This window comes from Pseudacidovorax sp. 1753, assembly GCF_040544975.1.
Lineage (GTDB): Bacteria > Pseudomonadota > Gammaproteobacteria > Burkholderiales > Burkholderiaceae_C > Xenophilus.
Genome location: NZ_JBEPKY010000042.1, coordinates 1 through 17,132, shown reverse-complemented (window position 1 = coordinate 17,132; position 17,132 = coordinate 1). Strand labels below are relative to the sequence as shown.

General features: G+C 70.2%; 13 protein-coding genes. 7 read left to right on the top strand and 6 right to left on the bottom strand.

Going from position 1 to position 17,132, the window contains the following annotated elements:
• Nucleotides 1-87: 87 nt before the first annotated feature.
• The 4 genes from ABIC63_RS29505 to ABIC63_RS29490 form a co-directional block, all read right to left on the bottom strand.
• Nucleotides 88-951 (bottom strand): branched-chain amino acid ABC transporter permease, encoded by an 864-nt coding sequence (locus ABIC63_RS29505; protein WP_294370619.1) that lies wholly within the window; start codon nucleotides 949-951, stop codon nucleotides 88-90.
• Between the two features lie 34 nt (nucleotides 952-985).
• A complete protein-coding gene (locus ABIC63_RS29500) occupies nucleotides 986-2,176 on the bottom strand; it encodes an ABC transporter substrate-binding protein (RefSeq protein ID WP_354322406.1) in 1,191 nt (396 codons plus the stop codon).
• 202 nt (nucleotides 2,177-2,378) lie between these two features.
• Nucleotides 2,379-3,818, bottom strand: a complete 1,440-nt coding sequence (locus ABIC63_RS29495) for a glutamine synthetase family protein (RefSeq protein WP_354322405.1) — start codon at nucleotides 3,816-3,818, stop codon at nucleotides 2,379-2,381.
• A gap of 5 nt (nucleotides 3,819-3,823) precedes the next feature.
• Nucleotides 3,824-5,164 carry an aromatic ring-hydroxylating dioxygenase subunit alpha gene (locus tag ABIC63_RS29490; protein WP_354322404.1) on the bottom strand — a complete coding sequence of 447 codons (1,341 nt, stop codon included), beginning with the start codon at nucleotides 5,162-5,164 and terminating at the stop codon, nucleotides 3,824-3,826.
• 282 nt (nucleotides 5,165-5,446) lie between these two features.
• Between ABIC63_RS29490 and ABIC63_RS29485 the strand changes: the two genes are divergently transcribed.
• Nucleotides 5,447-6,184, top strand: coding sequence for a GntR family transcriptional regulator (locus tag ABIC63_RS29485; RefSeq protein ID WP_354322403.1), 738 nt, complete (start codon nucleotides 5,447-5,449; stop codon nucleotides 6,182-6,184).
• A 10-nt stretch (nucleotides 6,185-6,194) separates the two neighbouring features.
• Here ABIC63_RS29485 and ABIC63_RS29480 read toward each other — a convergent pair whose 3' ends face one another.
• A complete protein-coding gene (locus tag ABIC63_RS29480) occupies nucleotides 6,195-7,115 on the bottom strand; it encodes a LysR family transcriptional regulator (RefSeq protein WP_354322402.1) in 921 nt (306 codons plus the stop codon).
• A gap of 112 nt (nucleotides 7,116-7,227) precedes the next feature.
• Between ABIC63_RS29480 and ABIC63_RS29475 the strand changes: the two genes are divergently transcribed.
• The 4 genes from ABIC63_RS29475 (at nucleotide 7,228) to ABIC63_RS29460 (ending at nucleotide 12,932) form a co-directional block, all read left to right on the top strand.
• Nucleotides 7,228-8,466, top strand: coding sequence for an NAD(P)/FAD-dependent oxidoreductase (locus ABIC63_RS29475; protein WP_354322401.1), 1,239 nt, complete (start codon nucleotides 7,228-7,230; stop codon nucleotides 8,464-8,466).
• Entirely contained in the window at nucleotides 8,466-10,103 is a 1,638-nt protein-coding gene (locus ABIC63_RS29470; RefSeq protein ID WP_354322400.1) for a hydantoinase/oxoprolinase family protein, read from the top strand. The genes ABIC63_RS29475 and ABIC63_RS29470 overlap by 1 nt, the downstream gene beginning before the upstream one ends.
• Nucleotides 10,104-10,254: 151 nt before the next feature.
• A complete protein-coding gene (locus tag ABIC63_RS29465) occupies nucleotides 10,255-11,931 on the top strand; it encodes a hydantoinase B/oxoprolinase family protein (RefSeq protein ID WP_354322399.1) in 1,677 nt (558 codons plus the stop codon).
• Nucleotides 11,928-12,932 (top strand): Bug family tripartite tricarboxylate transporter substrate binding protein, encoded by a 1,005-nt coding sequence (locus tag ABIC63_RS29460; protein ID WP_294370602.1) that lies wholly within the window; start codon nucleotides 11,928-11,930, stop codon nucleotides 12,930-12,932. The genes ABIC63_RS29465 and ABIC63_RS29460 overlap by 4 nt, the downstream gene beginning before the upstream one ends.
• Nucleotides 12,933-13,884: 952 nt before the next feature.
• On the opposite strand, the gene metK is transcribed toward ABIC63_RS29460, so the two are convergent.
• Nucleotides 13,885-15,066: a methionine adenosyltransferase gene (gene metK / locus ABIC63_RS29455; protein ID WP_294370601.1), complete on the bottom strand. Its 1,182-nt coding sequence runs from the start codon at nucleotides 15,064-15,066 to the stop codon at nucleotides 13,885-13,887.
• Between the two features lie 207 nt (nucleotides 15,067-15,273).
• Between metK and ABIC63_RS29450 the strand changes: the two genes are divergently transcribed.
• Together ABIC63_RS29450 and ABIC63_RS29445 are read left to right on the top strand one after the other, a co-directional pair.
• Entirely contained in the window at nucleotides 15,274-16,146 is an 873-nt protein-coding gene (locus ABIC63_RS29450; RefSeq protein ID WP_354322398.1) for a lysophospholipid acyltransferase family protein, read from the top strand.
• Nucleotides 16,143-17,018 carry an LpxL/LpxP family acyltransferase gene (locus ABIC63_RS29445; protein ID WP_294370598.1) on the top strand — a complete coding sequence of 292 codons (876 nt, stop codon included), beginning with the start codon at nucleotides 16,143-16,145 and terminating at the stop codon, nucleotides 17,016-17,018. The genes ABIC63_RS29450 and ABIC63_RS29445 overlap by 4 nt, the downstream gene beginning before the upstream one ends.
• The last annotated feature ends 114 nt before the right edge of the window (nucleotides 17,019-17,132 follow it).

Genomic DNA, 17,132 nt, shown 5'->3' with positions numbered 1-17,132 from the left:
CTGGACCGATGGCTGCGCCTACGACCCCGCCGTCCATTCCAGCGCTTGTCGCATCGAAATTTCTCAAGAGGGTTGACACCGGATGTCTCATGCCGTCACTCCCTTGCGCACCACCAGGCCGTGCGGCCGAAGCAGCAGCATCACGATCATCACGCCATAGATCAGGAAGGCGCCCGCCTGCGGCAGGTAGTACTTGCCGGCCACGTCGACGATGCCCACCAGCAGCGCCGCGGCGAAGGGGCCGGTGATGGTGCCGGCCCCGCCCACGCACACCACCAGCAGGAAGTACACGAGGTACTTCAGGGCAAAGCCGGGCTCCAGCCCCAGCACGCCCAGGCTCAGCGCGCCGCCCAGGCCGGCCAGGCCACAGCCCAGCGAGAAGGTCAGCAGAAACAACCGCTGCACATGGATGCCGGTGCCGGCCGCCACGCGCTGGTTGTCCACCGCGGCGCGCACCATGGCGCCGTAGCGCGTCCGGCCCAGTGCCAGCAGCAGCGCGGCCAGCACCGCCAGGCCGCAGCCGATCAGGAAGAGCCTGTAGCGGCCCAGCCCCACGCCCGCCACCTCGACCTGGCCCTGCAGCCACGGTGGCAGCGTGAAGGGCTGCAGCGTGGGCCCGAAGAGCCAGGTGAAGGCCGCGATGGAGACGAACACCAGGCCGATGGACAGCAGCACCTGATCCAGCGGATGCGCGCGGTAGAGTCGCCGGTACAGCAGCCACTCCAACACCGCGCCCAGCAGCGCCGAGGCCACGAAGGCCGCCAGCAGCGCCAGGCCGAAGCCCACGCCGTGGGCATTCATCAGCACCGCCGCCGCATAGCCGCCCGCCATGGCGAAGCTGCCGTGCGCCAGGTTGACGAAGTTCATCAGCCCCATGGTCACGGACAGCCCCACCGCCATCAGGAAGAGGAGCATGCCGTAGGCCACCCCGTCGAAAAGCACGACCGCCATCTGCCGCTGTTCCTCCGCGCGCCGCCGGCTCGCCTTACTTGGCTTCCTTGGCCGGGTCCTTCACGCGGTCGAACTTGTCGAACTCCACGTTGACCAGCTGGCCGTCCTTGGTCTTCTCGACCTTGCGGATGTAGACCGTCTGCACGATGTCGCGCGTGGCCGGGTCGATCTCGATGGGGCCGCGCGGGCTCTCGAAGGCGACACCCTTGAGCGCTTCCATCACCTTGTCGCCCGAGGCCTCGGCACCGGCCTTCTTGTAGGCCAGCTCGATGGCCGTCATGGCGTCATAGGCGGTGATGGCGAAGTAGCTGGGGCGCAGCTGGGTGCCGAACTCGGCCACGAAGTCCTTCACGAACTTCTCGTTCTTGGCCGACTTGTGGGCATAGGAATAGTGATGCGCCGTCACCAGGCCCAGGGCCACGTCGCCGGTGGCCTGCAGATAGCTGTCGTCGGTGGCCTCGCCCGTGGCGAAGAGCTTGATGCCGGCTTCTTCCATGCCGCGCTCCTTCCAGACCTTCAGGAAGGCCGGCGGCATCACGCCCGAGGGAAAGAAGAAGAACACGGCCTGCGGCTTGGCGTCCTTGATGCGTTGCACATAGGCCGAGAAGTCGGGGTTGTTCATGGGCGTGCGCACCTCGCCCACCACCTTGCCGCCGCCTTCGGTGAAGGCCTTCTTGAAGGCCGTCTCGGCGTCGGTGCCGGAGGCGTAGTCTGCGACCACGGTGTAGGCCTCCTTGATGTTGTTCTTCAGCATCCAGCGGGCCATGGGGTCGGCCATCTGCTGCACGGTGAAGGACACGCGCGCCACATACGGCGAGCTGGTGGTGATGCCGGACGAGGCGGCATTCATGACCACCACCGGCACCTTGGCCTGTGCTGCCACGGCGCCCACGGCATAGGCATTGGGGCTGAAGTCCAGCCCAGTCAGCACGCTGACCTTGTCGCGCACGATCAGCTCCTGCGCAATGCGCTTGGCGGCATCGGGCGCGGGGCCGGCCGTGTCCTTCTTGACGATCTCCACCGTCCGTCCGGCGATCTTGCCGCCGTGTTCCTTGAGGTAGAGCGCCACGCCGGCATCGAACTGCCGGCCGTAGTCGGCATAGGGCCCCGAATAGGTGGCGATCAGCCCGATGCGCAGCGGCTCCGCCGCCTGCGCGCCAGCGCCCATCAGGCCCAGGCAGGCAACAGCAATCGCGCCCAGGGCGCTTCTCTTGGTGACGGTCATCGCAGGTTCCTCGTGATTACAGAAAGGCAGAAAGCAAGGTGCAGGCCGAACATCGGAAAGCCGGGAGGGGCGGGCCCGACCTCAAATGGCCGCGGAGCAGGCCATGCGCGGGCACCCGCGGAACCGGCTTTGCCGGGCCGCCGGGTGCGCCCCCTTGAGGGGGGATTCGGCTACACGAAGTGAGCAAGAAACGGGGGTGGGCCTAGTACATATCGAAATATTCGCGGTGCTCCCATTCGGAGACCTCCAGGTTGAACCGCGCGATCTCCGCCTGCTTGATGTGGCAGTAGTAGTCCACGAAGGTGCGGCCGAAGCGCTCGACCAGCACCTCGTCGGCCTGCAGCGCGGCCAGCGCATCGCCCAGCGAGCGGGGCAGCGGCTCGGCCGGCGTCTCGTAGGGCGCGTCGGCGCTGGGGCCGGGGTCGAGGCGGCGGATCATGCCATCGAGGCCGGCGTGGATCTGCGACGCCAGGTACAGATACGGATTGGCCGTTGGCTCCCCCACGCGGTTCTCGATGCGGGTGCCGGGATCGCCGGGGCCACCCAGCACGCGCAGCATGGCGCCGCGGTTGTCGCGCGCCCAGATGGCGCGGTCGGGCGCCAGCGAGAAGGGACGGTAACGCCGGTAGCCGTTGATCGTCGGGCAGGCCAGCACCGAGGCGCCCACCGCATGGGCCTTGAGGCCGGCCAGCCAGTGCAGGCCCAGCGGGCTCAGGTCTTCCGCGCCTTCTTCCGGGATGAACGCGTTGACGCCATCGCCGCGCCGCCGCAGCGACTGGTGCAGGTGCCAGCCGCTGGACATCACGTTCGGAATCTTCGGCCGGCACATGAAGGTGGCGTGCCAGCCCTGCCGCTGGCAGATCTGCTTGATGGCGCTGCGCAGCAGCACCATGGTGTCGGCGGGTGTCAGCCCCGTGGTGGGACCGAAGGTGAGCTCGAACTGGCTCGGCCCGAACTCGATCTCCAACGAGCGCAACGGCAGGCCCAGCGCGATGAGCTGGTCGTGCAGCACCTGCATCACCGCATCGACGCGGTCGTAGCGCAGCTCGGTGAGGTACTGGTGGCCATGCGACAGCAGCGACACGCGCGGCGGCTCGCCGGGCTGGCCCGAGTCGGCCAGGCCCATGCGCGCATCGTCGAGCTGGAAGACGTGGAACTCCACCTCCAGCCCGGCGACGAAGTCCAGGCCCTCGCGGCCCAGTTCATCCACCGCCTTCTGCAGGATGCGCCGCGTGGCGAAGGGACAGGGGCTGCCGTCGGCCATGTAGGCATCGCACAGCACCCAGCCGGTCTTCTTGGCCCAGGGCAGGATGCGGAAGGTGCCGGGGTCGGCCACCAGGGTGAAATCGGCGCCGCCCTGCAGACCGGGAAGCGCGAAGCCGCCGCCGGCGCTGAAGACCGGAAACACCGTCTTGTGCGAGGTGTCCTTGGCCAGCAGGGTGGTGGTGAGGTTGACGCCGCCGCGCAGCGTGCTGCGCGCTTCGCTGGCCACCAGGGTCTTGCCGCGCAGCAGGCCGTGCTGGTCGGGCCAGGCGAAGCGCACCACGTCCACCTCGCCGCTGGCCAGGCGCCGGTCCAGCTCGGCGGCCTGGCGGGCCTGCTCGTCGGTCCACAGGCCGTGGCGGTCCACGAAGCTCGCCATGGCGCTCAGCCCGCCTGGCCGTTGTTCAGCCGGGCGGCGGCCCAGCTGCTCTTGAGGCGGCGCTCTCGGTCGGCCTCGCGCCAGTAGGCGTCGTTGTCGCTGCCGCGGTCGTTCACGCCGTCGATGGAGGGCGGGCCGCTGAAGGCGGCAGCTTGGTCGGCGCCGATCAGCAGGGGCGCCTCGCGCTCGCCGCGCTGCACGCTCTCGATGGCGCGCACCAGCATGCGGCGGAAGGTGATGATGCCCTTGTCGGTGGCGCCCAGGTGCTCGCGGCTGCGGTCCTGGATGGGGCCCTGCGATTCGCAGGCCCACTGGTCGTGCACGTTGATGTCCATGCCCATGCCGGTGAAGGTCTGGCTGGCCTGCTCCTGCACGTCGTAGCCGTACTGGTTGGACTTGTTGCGGCGCGAGACGTAGTCGGGCAGTTCGATGGTGGCCAGGCGCTGCTCGCGCATCTGCTGCTTGTCCACCGGGCCGGTGAAGCTGGTGAAGATGGCGTACCAGTAGGTGTGGGTGTCGTCCACCGGCACATGCCACTGGGTGATGGTCATCTCCGCGCTCATCGGGATGACGAAGGCCTGCGGGAACATCACGTTGGTCACGCGCACATGCGTGGCCTTTTCGTCGAGCTTGCGCAGCGTGGTCAGGCGCATGCCGTATTCGGTGGGCTCCACGGCGATCTCGGGCCGGTCGTACTCGCGCAGCACCTTGGTGATGGGCAGATCGGAGTCGGCCGAGGCGCCGCGGAACTGCTTGCCGTAGCTCTCGGACGTGTCCTCGTCCTCGAAGAAGCGGTGCAAAAAGGACGCATGGGCCGGGTCCATGCCCACCTCCAGCGCCTGCAGCCAATTGCATTCCCACAGGCCCTTGAAGGCGAAGGTGTGCGTGCCGGGTGCGACGAAGCAGTCGAACTCCGGAAAGGCCGGCGGCTCGCCCGGGCCGATGTACGCGAAGACGATGCCCGAGCGCTCCACCACCGGGTAGGCGCCCTGCCTGATGCGCGTGCACAGCTTGCTGCCCACGGGCTCGGCGGGCGTCTCCAGGCACTGGCCGGTGGCGTCGAACAGCCAGCCGTGGAAGGGGCAGCGCAGGCCGCCGTCCTCCAGCCGGCCGAAGGCCAGATCGGCACCGCGGTGCGGGCAGTCGCGGTCGAGCAGACCCACGCGCCCGGTCTCGTCGCGGAACAGCACGAAGTCCTGGCCCATCAGCTTGACGGCCTTGAGCGGGCGCGGGCCGTCCAGCTCTTCCAGCAGCGCGACGGGCTGCCAGTAGCGCCGCAGCAGTTCGCCAGCCGGCTTGCCGGGGGCGACACGGGTCATGAAGTCGTTCTGTTCCTGGGTGATCATGGGCTACTCCATCGAAGGCTTGCACTTCGTTGTATGCAATTGCATGCAGTGTCGGGCCGATCCTTGTGTTCCGTCAATGGCGCGTGTCTGGCCCGGCTGCAAGATGCCGGAGCATTTTTCCCTTTGTTGGTGAGGATGGAGCGAGGGAATGCACCAGCGCCGGGCATCACTGCCGTCGCCGAGGCGATCCTTCTTCTGCATGCAACTTGCGCGCCAAGGTGCGCCATGGGCATGCCGCTGCACGCCGGCGCCTAGAATCCGCCGCAGCTTCGGAACTGCGCCATGGACTCCCAACAATCACGCGTGCTCGTTCAACTCCGGGACATGATCCTCAAGGGCGAATTCGGCCCGGGCGAGCGCCTGGCGGAGATCCCGCTGTCGGAGCGCCTGGGCGCCTCGCGCACGCCGGTGCGGCTGGCCCTGGCCAGCCTGGAGCACGAGGGGCTGATCGAGCCCTCACCCTCGGGCGGTTACCAGATGCGGGCCTTCACCTCGCGCGAGATCGCCGACGCCATCCGCGTGCGCGGCGTGATCGAAGGCTTTGCGGCCCGCCTGCTGGCCGAGGACGGCGCTTCGCGCCAGCTGCTGCGCCAGCTGCACGACTGCCTGGACGAGGGCGACCGTGCCGTCAACAAGCCCACCATGGAGCTCGACGACTACGCCGCGTACGTGGAGATGAACGACCGCTTCCACCGCCTGATCCTCGAAGGCTGCGGCAATGCGGCGGTGCTGCGCACGCTGGAGATGCTGGCCAGCCAGCCCTTTGCCGCGCCCAGCGCCATGCTGCCCATGCAGTCCTCGATGGAAGAAGGGCAGCAGTGGATGCGCCAGGCCCACCGCACCCACCATGCCCTCGTGCAGGCCATCGAGCGCGGCCAGGGCGCGCGCGCCCAGGCGCTGGGCGAGGAGCATGTGGAAATCGCCCGCATGAACCTGGACTACGCGCTGGAGCGGCCCGACCTGGCCGCGCAGCTGATGCCCGGCATGCGCCTCGTGGCCGGCAGCCGCGGCCGGAGCTGACAACCGCCGCTCAGCCCGCGGCAGCCCGCGCGGCGCGTTGCTGAAGCAGTTGGACGAACGCGAGGGCCGGCGGCGACAGCGCCAGCCCCCGGCGCTGGTAGATGTAGTAGGGCCGCCGCATCTCCGGCCCCCGCAGCTCGATGAAGCGCAGGCCGAAGTTGTCGGCGAAGGACCGCGCATAGTCCGGCACCGCCGCCAGCCCGGTGCCCACGCCGACCAGCGCCAGGGCGGTGGTCAGGTACTCCACTTCGGCGGCGGTCTGCAGCGAGAGCGAGGCGTCGTGCGCATGCAGGTGCCGCTCCAGGTGGCGGTTGAACTCGCTCGAATAGAGCACCCAGCGCTCGTTGCGCAGCTCGTCCCAGGCCACGGCCTTGCGCCCGGCCAGCGGATGGCCGGCGGCGCAGACCAGGCGGATCGGCACGTCCATCAGGAAGGTGCGGGCCACGTCCTCGCCGGTGGGCCGCTCGGGCCCCACCCCCAGTTCGGCATCGCCACGGCGCACCGTGCCCACCACCGCATCGGCCGTGGCGTCCGCCATGCGCAGGCCGATCTCGGGATGCGCCGCCTCGAAGTCGCCGAGCACGGCGGCGACCCAGGTGCAGGCCAGCATCTGCGGCGCCACGACGCGCAGCAGGCCGGTGCGCAGCGAGCGCAGGTCCGAGGCGCCTTCGGCCATCTGCTGCAGGTCGTCCAGGATGCGTCGGGCCAGCGGCAGCAGCTGGCGGCCGGCCTCGGTGAGCGTCACGCTCTGGCCGCGGTCGAAGAGCGGCAGGCCCAGCGCCTCTTCCAGCTGCTGCACCAGCATGCTGACGGCCGACTGCGTGAGGTTGACCTGCCGCGCTGCGGCCGTGAAGCTGCCCGCGCGGGCGACGGCGGCAAAGGCGCGCATCTGCCGCAGGCTGAGGGCGTTGAGGATGGGGGAGGGCTGCACCGGCGTGGAACGGGCAAGGCGATGGGAAGCGGCCGATTATCAGAAGTCTTGATGGGCCCATGAAAAGAATTGGCTGGCTTGATGGCCGACAAGCTTTCCAGAATGCCGGCCCATGCACATCGCCGTCATCGGAACCGGAATCGTGGGCAGCTGCACCGCCGCCTGGCTGCAGCGCGACGGCCACCGCATCACCTTCGTCGACCCGCAGGAAGCGGGGGAGGCCTGCTCCTTCGGCAACGCCGGCTCGCTCTCGCCCAGCGCCTGCCTCCCCGTGGGCATGCCCGGCATGTGGAAGAAGGTGCCGCGCTGGCTGCTCGACCCGCTGGGGCCGCTGACGGTGCGCTGGGCCTATGCGCCGGTGGTGCTGCCCTGGCTGCTGCGGATGCTGCGGCATTCCTCGCGCGAGGAGGTCACGCGCATCGCCACCGCGTTGCGCACGCTGCTGGCGCCCATCTTCGACAGCTATGCGCCGCTGCTGGCCCATGCCCAGGCCCAGCATCTGGTGCGGCGCAGCGGCTGCCTGTATGTCTTTTCCTCGCGCGAGACGGCGGCGCAATGGGCCTGGGGCATGAAGCTGCGCCGCTCGCTGGGCGTGCAGATGCGCGACGTGGAGCAGGATGAGCTCGAAGCGCTGGAGCCCGACCTGAAGGGGCGCTTCCGCTTCGGCATCCTGGCGCCGGAGAACGGCTCAACCACCGACCCCTCCGCACTGGTGAAGGCGCTGCACGCTCAGTGCCTGGCCGACGGCGCCATGCACCTGCGCCAGCGCGTCACCGGCTTCGAACGGAAGGCCGGACGCGTCACGGCCGTGAAGCTGGACGCGGGCGCACCCCTGGCGGTAGATGGCGTGGTCGTGGCGGCGGGCGCCTGGTCCGGCCGGCTTGCCGCCGCGCTGGGCAGCCCCGTGATGCTGGAGACCCAGCGCGGCTACCACGTCACCGTGCAGAGCTCCAACCTGCAGCTGCGCCACACCGTGATGGCGGTGGAGCACAACCTGATGGTCAATCCCATGGCCATGGGCCTGCGGCTGGCGGGCACGGTGGAATTCGCCGGCCTGGCTGCCGAGCCCAACCTGGCACGGGCCGACGCGTTGCTGGCGCAGGGCCGCCAGCTCTTTCCGCACCTGGACACCTCGGCCTTCACCCGCTGGATGGGCCACCGGCCCTGCCTGCCGGACAGCCTGCCGGTGGTGGGTCCGGCGCGCGGCGCCGACAACGCCTGGCTGGCCTTCGGCCACGGCCACATGGGCATGTGCATGGGCGCCACCACGGGCCGCGAGATCGCGCACCTGGTGGCCGGACGGCCCACGCAGGTGGATCTGGCGCCCTTCTCGCCGGAGCGCTTCCGGTGATGGCGGCGCCCTGGTCGCTGGGCGTGGACATGGGCGGCACCTTTGTCGATGCCGTGGCGCTGCACGAGGACGGCCGCAGCGTGGCGATCAAGCATCCGCGTGCTGGTCGGCGGCTGGCCGAGCCGGTGGTGGAGGCGCTGGACCGGCTGTGTGCCGAGGCCGGCATCGCGCCCGAGGAAGTGGGCCGGGTGGTGCATGGTTCCACCGTCATCACCAACCTGCTGCTGGAGCGGGACGAGCCACCTGTCGCCCTGGTGTTGACGCGCGGCTTCGGCGACGTGCCGGTGCTGGCCCGGCAGGACCGGCGTGCGCTCTACGAGCCCGTGGTCGCGCCAGCGGTGCCCGAGGCGGCGCTCTTTCCGCAGCCGCTGCGCTTCGAGATCGGCGGGCGCATCGATGCCGGGGGCCGCGAGGTCGAGCCGCTGGACCTGACGGCGCTCGACGCCGCCGCAGACGCCATCGCGGCCGCGGGCGTGCAGGCGGTGGCGGTCTGCCTGCTGTTCTCGCACCGCAACCCTTCGCATGAGCAGCAGGTTGGTGAGCTGATGCGGGCGCGTCTGCCGCATCTGCACGTCTCGCTCTCGCACGAGGTCGACCCGGCGCCGCGCGAGTTCGAGCGCGCGCTCACCACCGCGCTGGATGCCTACGCCAAGCCGCTGGCGGCCGGCTACCTGCGGGCGCTGGCCGAGGCGCTCTCCGCCCGTCGGTTGCCTGCACCGATGCTCATGCATTCCGAAGGCGTGGTCCGGCCCTGGCAGGATCTGGCCGCGCGGCCGATCGGGCTGGCCATGTCCGGCCCCTGCGCCGCCCTGCGCGGCGTGGCGGCCTGCCTGGACGAAGGCGCCCGCCGTGGCGCCCTGCTCACGCTGGACGTGGGTGGCACCAGTGCCGACATCGGGCTGCTGCACGGCGGCCAGTCGGCCTTCGCCGAATCGCTGGAATGCGGCGGGCTGGGCATCCGCCAGCGCTGCGTGGACATCGCCTCCATCGCCATCGGCGGCGGCAGCGTGCTTCAGGTGCTGGCGGGCGGGGCGCTGCGCATCGGCCCGCGCTCGCAGGGCGCCTGGCCGGGGCCGGCAGCCTACGGGCAGGGCGGCACCTTGGCGACGCTGAGCGATGCACTGTGCGTGCTCGGCCGTCTGCCTGATCGGTTGGCGGGCGGACTGGCGCTGGACTGCCGTGCCGCCGAGGCCGCGCTCGCGCGCGACGTGGCCGTGCCGCTGGGCCTGCCGCTCGCCGAAGCGGCCGAGGCCGTGGTGCAGGCGGCTGCCGCGCACATGGCCGAGGCACTCAAGACCCATGCCTTCCAGCGCGGGCTGGATCCAGCGGACGCGCTGCTGGTGGCCGTGGGCGGCGGCGGCGCGCAGCATGCCGCGGAGGTCGCGGCGCTCGCCGGCATGGCCGCCGTGCGCGTGCTGCCGCAGGCGGGCGTGATGGCCGCGTTGGGCATGGTGCGCGGCCCTGCGGAGTCGGCCGCGAGGCCATTGCGCACGGTGCGCGAGGCCTGGGCCGGCATCGCGCCGGAGGGCCATGGTCCGGCTGCGCTCTTTGCGCCGATGACCACGGTCTGGGTGCCTGCTGGCTGGCGCTGGCGGATCGAGGGCGATGGCAGCCTGCAGCTGGCGGTGTCGTCATGAGATCGCCGCGCTGCATCCGCTTTTCAGCGTTCACCGGCCAATGCCGCGAGCGCGCCCTTTCGTTCGCCCGGGAGTGCCCCAGCCGCTCCTCTCCCCTCGCGGGAGAGGGGGCAAGACCTCGTCTCGCTGCCTGTGCAGAAGGTGCCGCCCGATGACCCCGCACGCCGACCCCGCCATCGCGCTGCGCATGGAGCCGCTGCGCCTGGCCTTGCAGGGCGCCGCCGACCGCATGCAGTCGGCCATGATGCGCGCCGCCGTCTCTTCCATCGCCCGCGAGGGCGGCGACTGCGCGGCGGCGCTGTTCCTGCCCGACGGCCGGCTGCTGGCGCAGGCGCGTTCGCTGCCGCTGCTGCTGGGCTCGCTCATCCCGGCGGTGGCGGGTGCGCTGGCGCGCTTCCCGGCCGGCACCATGCGCAGTGGCGATGTCTACCTGCTCAACGACCCGTGGTCGGGTGGCACGCACCTGCCCGACATTGCGCTCGTCCATCCCATCTTCGATGGCCGCGAACTGATCGCCCTCGCGGCCACCAGCCTGCACCACCAGGACGTGGGCGGCATGGCGCCAGGCTCCATCCCGCCCGACGCGATCGAGATCCACCAGGAAGGCCTGCGCCTGCCACCCGTGCGCTGGCGCGATGCGGCGGGCGTGCTGCCCGACATCGACGCCATCCTGGGCGCCAACACGCGCACGCCCGCCAACCTGCGCGGTGACCTCGAGGCGCAGTGGACGGCGCTGGCCCAGGGCGCGCGTGAACTGCGGCAGATCGCCCGCCACACCGGCGAGCGCTTCGCGGCCGTGTGCGAGGCGCTGCTCGCCCAGTCCGCCGACATGACCCGCGCCGCGCTGGCCGCCGTGCCCGATGGCGAGTGGCACTGGCACGACGCGCTCGATGGCGACGGCGAGGGTGCCGAGCCCATCGCCATCGCCGTGCGGCTGCACAAGCAGGGCGAAGCGATCACGATCGACTTCGAGGGCAGTGCGCCGCAGATGCGCGGGCCGCTCAACGCATCTGCGGCTGCCATGCTGTCGGCCGCGCTGTTCTTCATGCGCACGTTGGCGCCGCAGGCGCCCAACAATGCGGGCTGCCTGGCACCGCTGACGCTGCGGCTGCCGCCGCACAGCGTGGTCAATCCCGATTGGCCGGCCGCGGTCAACGCCCGCACGGCCACCGTCAAGCTGGCCTGCAACGCCATCCTCGGCGCGTGGGCCCAGGCCACGGGCGCGCAGGGCGAGGGCGTGGCGCCGCATGCCGGCGTGGCCACCGTGCTCGCGCTCAGCGGCACGCGTGGCGACGGTGAGCGCTGGATGTTCACCGAGATCATCGCCAGCGGTGCGGGCGCCAGCTCCACGGCGCCGGGCCGCGCGGGCGCTTCCACCGACGTGGGCAACGCGCGCAACACGCCCATCGAGGTGATCGAGGCCGAAGCGCCACTGCGTGTGTTGCAGTACGCCATCCGCCGCGGCTCCGGGGGCGCGGGCGCGCAGGCCGGCGGCGACGGTGTGCGGCGCGAATACCTGCTGCTCGACGGCGAAGGCTGGATCGCCTACCGCGGCGAGCGTCACCGCAGCCAGGCCCGCGGCGCCCAGGGCGGCGGCGCGGGTGCCAGCGCGTCGGCACGCCTTCTGCATGCCGACGGGCGCGTGCAGCCGCTGGCCGCGCGCAGTCGCGTGCGCTGGCAGGCCGGTGATCTGCTGTTCATCGAGACCGCAGGCGGCGGCGGCTGGGGTGCGGTGGCCGCCACTGCAGGCACCCCGTCGCCGCCGCCGTCTTCGTTGCTTTCCCCGTCGTCTTCCTTCCATCCCGACCCACGCCAGGAGTGCCCATGAACCGAACGTCCTTCTCCCTTCGTCGCCGCGCTGGCCTGGCCCTGGTGGCGACGCTTGCGACCGGTGCTCTGCTGGCGCCGGTCCTCGGCCAGGCGCAGGGCGCCTATCCGAACAAGCCCATCCACATCGTCGTGCCCTTTCCGCCCGGCGGCAGCACCGACGTGCTGGCGCGGCGCATCGGCGACAAGTTGGCCAGTGCCTGGGGCCAGCCGGTGGTGGTGGACAACCGCGCCGGTGCCGGTGGCACCGTGGGCGCCGACTACGTGGCCAAGTCCGCGCCGGACGGCTACACGCTGCTGATGGGCGTGACCGGCAGCAATGCCATCGCGCAGGCGCTGTACGCCAAGCTGCCCTATGACGTGGTGAAGGACTTCGCGCCGGTCTCGATGGTGGTGAGCGCGCCGCTGGTGCTGGCCGTGAATCCCGACGTGAAAGTGCGCACGGCGCAGGAGTTCCTGGCGCTGGCCAAGTCGAAGCCGGGCGGGCTGAGCTACGGCTCGGCCGGCAACGGCACCTCGATGCACCTGACGGGCGAGATGTACAAGCAGGCCGCGGGCGTGTCGATGGTCCACATCCCTTACCGCGGCAGCGCGGGCATGCTGACCGACCTGATGAGCGGGCAGATCCAGGCCACCTTCGGCGACGTGCTGGTGCTGATGCCGCAGATCCAGGCCGGCAAGCTGCGGGCGCTGGCCGTCACCTCGAAGACGCGGCACCCGATGCTGCCGGACGTGCCGACGCTGGACGAGGCGGGCCTCAAGGGTTTCGAGGCCCTGTCGTGGCAGGGGCTGTTCGCGCCTGCCGGCACGCCGCCCGAGGTGGTGGAGAAGCTGAGTGCCGAAGTGAACAAGGCGGTGCGTTCACCGGACGTGCGCGAGTACTTCGCCTCTCGCGGTTTCATCGTCGAGGGCACGACGCCGGCGGCCTTCAAGGCGCTGATCGAGGCCGAGGTGAAGAAGTGGACGCCGATCGTGAAGTACTCGGGGGCGCGGGCGGATTGAGCTTTGGTGCGCTGTGCCGCTGTGGCGTTGGTTTGGCGCGTTGACGTTTGGTTTGACCCACTTTGGCAACGGGTGCGTTGCTCAGGCGTTCCATTCCTCTGCCCTGGCTGCAGTCCACTCGCCGGCGTTGGCGGATGCTGCTGTTGAGTGGAGTTTCCGTGCGCTGGACGCTCCGCCAGCCCCGGCCCGCCCGGCCGACTCGCCCACACGCTGCGCCGCTCGCTGAACGCTCGCGGAACCTGCGGTGCTCGCCGGATGAGCGCGCGGCGTAACTCGCTCCGCGCTTCGCGCTGCGCTCAAACAAACGCCGCGAGTCAGTCACAACCGGCCCGCGGGGGCCGCGGGCCTCGCTCATCCGGCTGCGCGCCTCGGCGCATCCTGAGGGCGAGTCGGCCGGGCGGGCCGGGGCCAGCTCCAGGGTGATCGGGTGGACGTGGCCCCTTTGCCTTTCTTCGAACACCTTCAGGGCGGGCCGATACCTGTTCAAGTCGGGAGTTGGTGGACTGCCCAGCGACCACGCCCTTCAATCAACCGTCAAGCCCGGCGGGAGCGGCCCCCAGGGCGCGGCCGTTGGGCGTGCCGAGACGCGCAGCCTGGCGAGTGAGGTGCGCGAGCATCGCGCACCGGCCGTGACTGACTCGTGGCGTTTGTCCGAGCGGAGCGCGTCAGCGCGCAGCGAGTTGCGCCACGCACTCGCCAGGCGAGCACCGCAGGGGACCCCGAGCGTTCAGCGAGGGGCACGCACATCGGCCGCGCCCTGGGGGCCGCTCCCGCCGGGCGTCTTCGCGGAGGCAACGGTCCTTGGACCCCTCATGCGACCACAGCGAATGCTTCCGCACGCCGTGATGACAGCCCTCGAAAGTCGAGAGATGCCAGCTGAGCAACTTCAGAGGGCCCCAAACAAAAACAGGGCCCCGAAGAGCCCCGTCACCCATTCAGCGGATGAACCCGATCACAGCCCAGCAGCCGCCTTCAGCGCTGCCGCCTTGTCCGTGCGCTCCCACGTGAACTCCGGCTCCTCGCGGCCGAAGTGGCCGTAGGCGGCGGTCTTGGCGTAGATGGGACGCAGCAGGTCCAGCATCTGGATGATGCCCTTCGGACGCAGGTCGAAATGCTCGTTGACCAGCGCCGCGATCTTGTCGTCGGAGATCACACCCGTGCCTTCGGTGTAGACGGTGATGTTCATCGGCTTGGCCACGCCGATGGCATAGGCGACCTGCACCTGGCACTGGCGCGCCAGGCCCGCAGCCACCACGTTCTTGGCCACGTAGCGGGCCGCGTAGGCGGCCGAGCGGTCCACCTTCGACGGGTCCTTGCCCGAGAAGGCGCCGCCGCCGTGCGGGCAGGCACCGCCGTAGGTGTCCACGATGATCTTGCGGCCCGTCAGGCCGCAGTCGCCCTGCGGACCGCCGATGACGAAACGGCCGGTGGGGTTGATCAGGTAGCGCGTTTCCTTGAGCCACTCCTTGGGCAGCACCGGCTTGATGATCTCCTCGATCACCGCCTCGATGAAGCTGGCCTTCATCTTGGTGGCGGTCTCGCTCTGGTCCGGATGGTGCTGCGTCGACAGCACCACGGTGTCGATGCTGTGCGGCTTGCCGTCCACGTAGCGCATCGTGACCTGGCTCTTGGCGTCGGGACGCAGGAAGGGCAGGCGGCCGTCCTTGCGCAGCTGGGCCTGGCGCTCGACCAGGCGGTGGGCGTAGTAGATCGGCGCGGGCATCAGCTCGGGCGTCTCGTCGCACGCATAGCCGAACATCAGGCCCTGGTCGCCGGCGCCGGTGTTCAGGTGGTCGTCGCTGGCATGGTCCACGCCCTGGGCAATGTCGTTGGACTGCTTGTCGTAGCAGACCATGACCGCGCAGCCTTTGTAGTCGATGCCGTAGTCGGTGTTGTCGTAGCCGATGCGCTTGATGGTGTCGCGCGCGACCTGGATGTAGTCGACATGCGCGTTGGTGGTGATCTCGCCCGCGAGCACCACGAGGCCGGTGTTGGTCAGCGTCTCGGCGGCCACGCGCGAGCGCGGGTCCTGTTCGAAGATGGCATCAAGGATCGCGTCCGAGATCTGGTCGGCCACCTTGTCCGGATGGCCCTCGGACACCGATTCGGAAGTGAAGAGAAAGTCGTTCGCCATGTTCGAGAAAACTCCTGCGTGAAGGATGCGGACCGGGCGTTTGCCGGCAACCTCGGGAGTCTCTGGCGAACGCTTTAGCAGTTGGGTTTAACGTCGCCCTGCAAGTAGTCCTGTAACTCGGCGACAATTTCGATTCTATTCATGCCGGTCCCAGCCCGCTGGGCCGCGCGTCGGTTTTCCACCCACCCGTTTGTCCGACAACACCTGATGATCGCGTTGTTTCGTCTGCTTGCCCGTGCGCCGCTGCCGCTGATGCATGCGCTCGGCGGGCTGCTGGGCTGGCTGGTCTGGGCGTTGGCGCCGGACTACCGGCGGCGTTTTCGCGCGAATGCCGCGCAGGCCGGCCTGACGCCCGAGCAATGGCGCCCGGCCATCGCCGCCGCCGGCCGCATGGCCGCCGAACTGCCCTGGCTCTGGGCCCGCCCGGCGGGCGAGAGCGTGCTGCCCCGTGTGCGCCAGTGGACGGGCGACGAGGCCCTGGGCGCCGCGCTGGCATCGGGCCGCGGCGCCATCGTCATCTCGCCGCATCTGGGCTGCTGGGAGTTGCTGGGCCAGGCCCTGGGCGAGCGCTTCCTGGCCAGCCACGGGCCGATCACCGCACTGTTCCGTCCGCCGCGCAAGCCGTGGATGGCGGCGCTGATGGAAGGTTCGCGCGACCGGCCCGGCCTGCACATGCTGCCCACCGACGTGTCGGGCGTGCGCGGGCTGATGCGTGCGCTCAAGAAAGGCGGCTACACCGGCATCCTGCCCGATCAGGTGCCGCCGACGGGGCAGGGCGTCTGGGCGCCCTTCTTCGGTCGGCCCGCCTACACCATGACCCTCGTGCCGCGCCTCGCGCAACTGACCGGCGCCCAGGTCTTCCTGGGCGTGTGCGAGCGGCTGCCGCGCGGCCGTGGCTATGCCGTGCACCTGCAGCCGCTGGATGCGCCGGCCCTCTCCGACCCCAAAGCCGCCCCCGAAGAGGCCGCCACCGCCATGAATCGAGGCATCGAGCAATTGATCCTGAGCCTGTCCGGGCAATACGTCTGGGACTATGCCCGCTACAAGGCGCCGCGCGCCGAGATGGAGACGGCGCGATGAGTGTTTCCGCCCGGCTGGGCATCGGCTTCATGCGTGCGCTGGCCCGATTGCCGCTGCCGGTGGTGCGTGGACTGGGCGCGGCCCTCGGCCCGGTGCTGCACGCTCTGGCCAAGCCCCGCCGCCATGTGGTGGACGTCAACCTGGCCCTGTGCTTCCCCGAGAAGACGCCCGAGGAGCGGCGCCGCATCGCGCGCCAGACCTTCGTGTACGTCGCCCAGGCCTGGTTCGACCGCGCCTGGCTGTGGCATGCGCCGGCCGAGGTGATCCGCCAGCGCGTGACGCTCAAAGGCGCGCTGGACGAGATCGACGTGGGCGAGCAGCCCACCATCCTCTTCGCGCCGCACTTCTACGGCCTGGATGCCGCCGCCACGCGGCTGACCATGCACACGCCCAAGCAGTCCACCACCATCTACACCACGCAGCGCAACCCGGTGATGGACGAATGGACGCGCGAGGGTCGCACCCGTTTCGGCAACGTGACGGTGCTGCACCGCATGGACGGCGTGAAGCAGATCGTGGCCAACCTGCGCCGCGGCGGCCTCTTGTATCTGCTGCCGGACATGGACTTCGGCCCGGCGCACACCGAGTTCGTGCCCTTCTTCCACACGCTGGCCGCGACAACGCCCTCGCTCTCGCGCTTCTCGCGGCTGGCGCGGGCCAAGGTGGTGCCGGTGCTGTCGCGGCTGACCAAGGACGGCTACGAGATCGAGGTGCTGCCGTCCTGGCAGGACTTTCCGACCCATGACGCCATCGCGGACACGGCGCGCATGAATGCGCAGCTGGCCGAGTGGATCCGCACGATGCCCGCGCAGTACTACTGGGTGCACCGGCGCTTCAAGACGCGGCCGCCGGGCGAGCCCTCGGTGTACTAGGGAGGAACGCTGCTTCCAGGCTTCGACAGGCTTGTATGGTTTGGTTTCCATCAACCAAACCGTAAGAAAGGGCGAGGAGCCGGGATGTAGGGACATCGACAGGCATCGGCGGTA

Bases quoted from the DNA above. Each gene is read 5' to 3' on its own strand.
- metK (WP_294370601.1), bottom strand. From the start codon at position 15,066: ATGGCGAACGACTTTCTCTTCACTTCCGAATCGGTGTCCGAGGGCCAT.
- ABIC63_RS29465 (WP_354322399.1), top strand. From the start codon at position 10,255: ATGACCCCGCACGCCGACCCCGCCATCGCGCTGCGCATGGAGCCGCTG.
- ABIC63_RS29470 (WP_354322400.1), top strand. From the start codon at position 8,466: ATGGCGGCGCCCTGGTCGCTGGGCGTGGACATGGGCGGCACCTTTGTC.
- ABIC63_RS29445 (WP_294370598.1), top strand. From the start codon at position 16,143: ATGAGTGTTTCCGCCCGGCTGGGCATCGGCTTCATGCGTGCGCTGGCC.
- ABIC63_RS29505 (WP_294370619.1), bottom strand. From the start codon at position 951: ATGGCGGTCGTGCTTTTCGACGGGGTGGCCTACGGCATGCTCCTCTTC.
- ABIC63_RS29450 (WP_354322398.1), top strand. From the start codon at position 15,274: ATGATCGCGTTGTTTCGTCTGCTTGCCCGTGCGCCGCTGCCGCTGATG.
- ABIC63_RS29495 (WP_354322405.1), bottom strand. From the start codon at position 3,818: ATGGCGAGCTTCGTGGACCGCCACGGCCTGTGGACCGACGAGCAGGCC.
- ABIC63_RS29460 (WP_294370602.1), top strand. From the start codon at position 11,928: ATGAACCGAACGTCCTTCTCCCTTCGTCGCCGCGCTGGCCTGGCCCTG.
- ABIC63_RS29485 (WP_354322403.1), top strand. From the start codon at position 5,447: ATGGACTCCCAACAATCACGCGTGCTCGTTCAACTCCGGGACATGATC.
- ABIC63_RS29475 (WP_354322401.1), top strand. From the start codon at position 7,228: ATGCACATCGCCGTCATCGGAACCGGAATCGTGGGCAGCTGCACCGCC.
- ABIC63_RS29500 (WP_354322406.1), bottom strand. From the start codon at position 2,176: ATGACCGTCACCAAGAGAAGCGCCCTGGGCGCGATTGCTGTTGCCTGC.
- ABIC63_RS29490 (WP_354322404.1), bottom strand. From the start codon at position 5,164: ATGATCACCCAGGAACAGAACGACTTCATGACCCGTGTCGCCCCCGGC.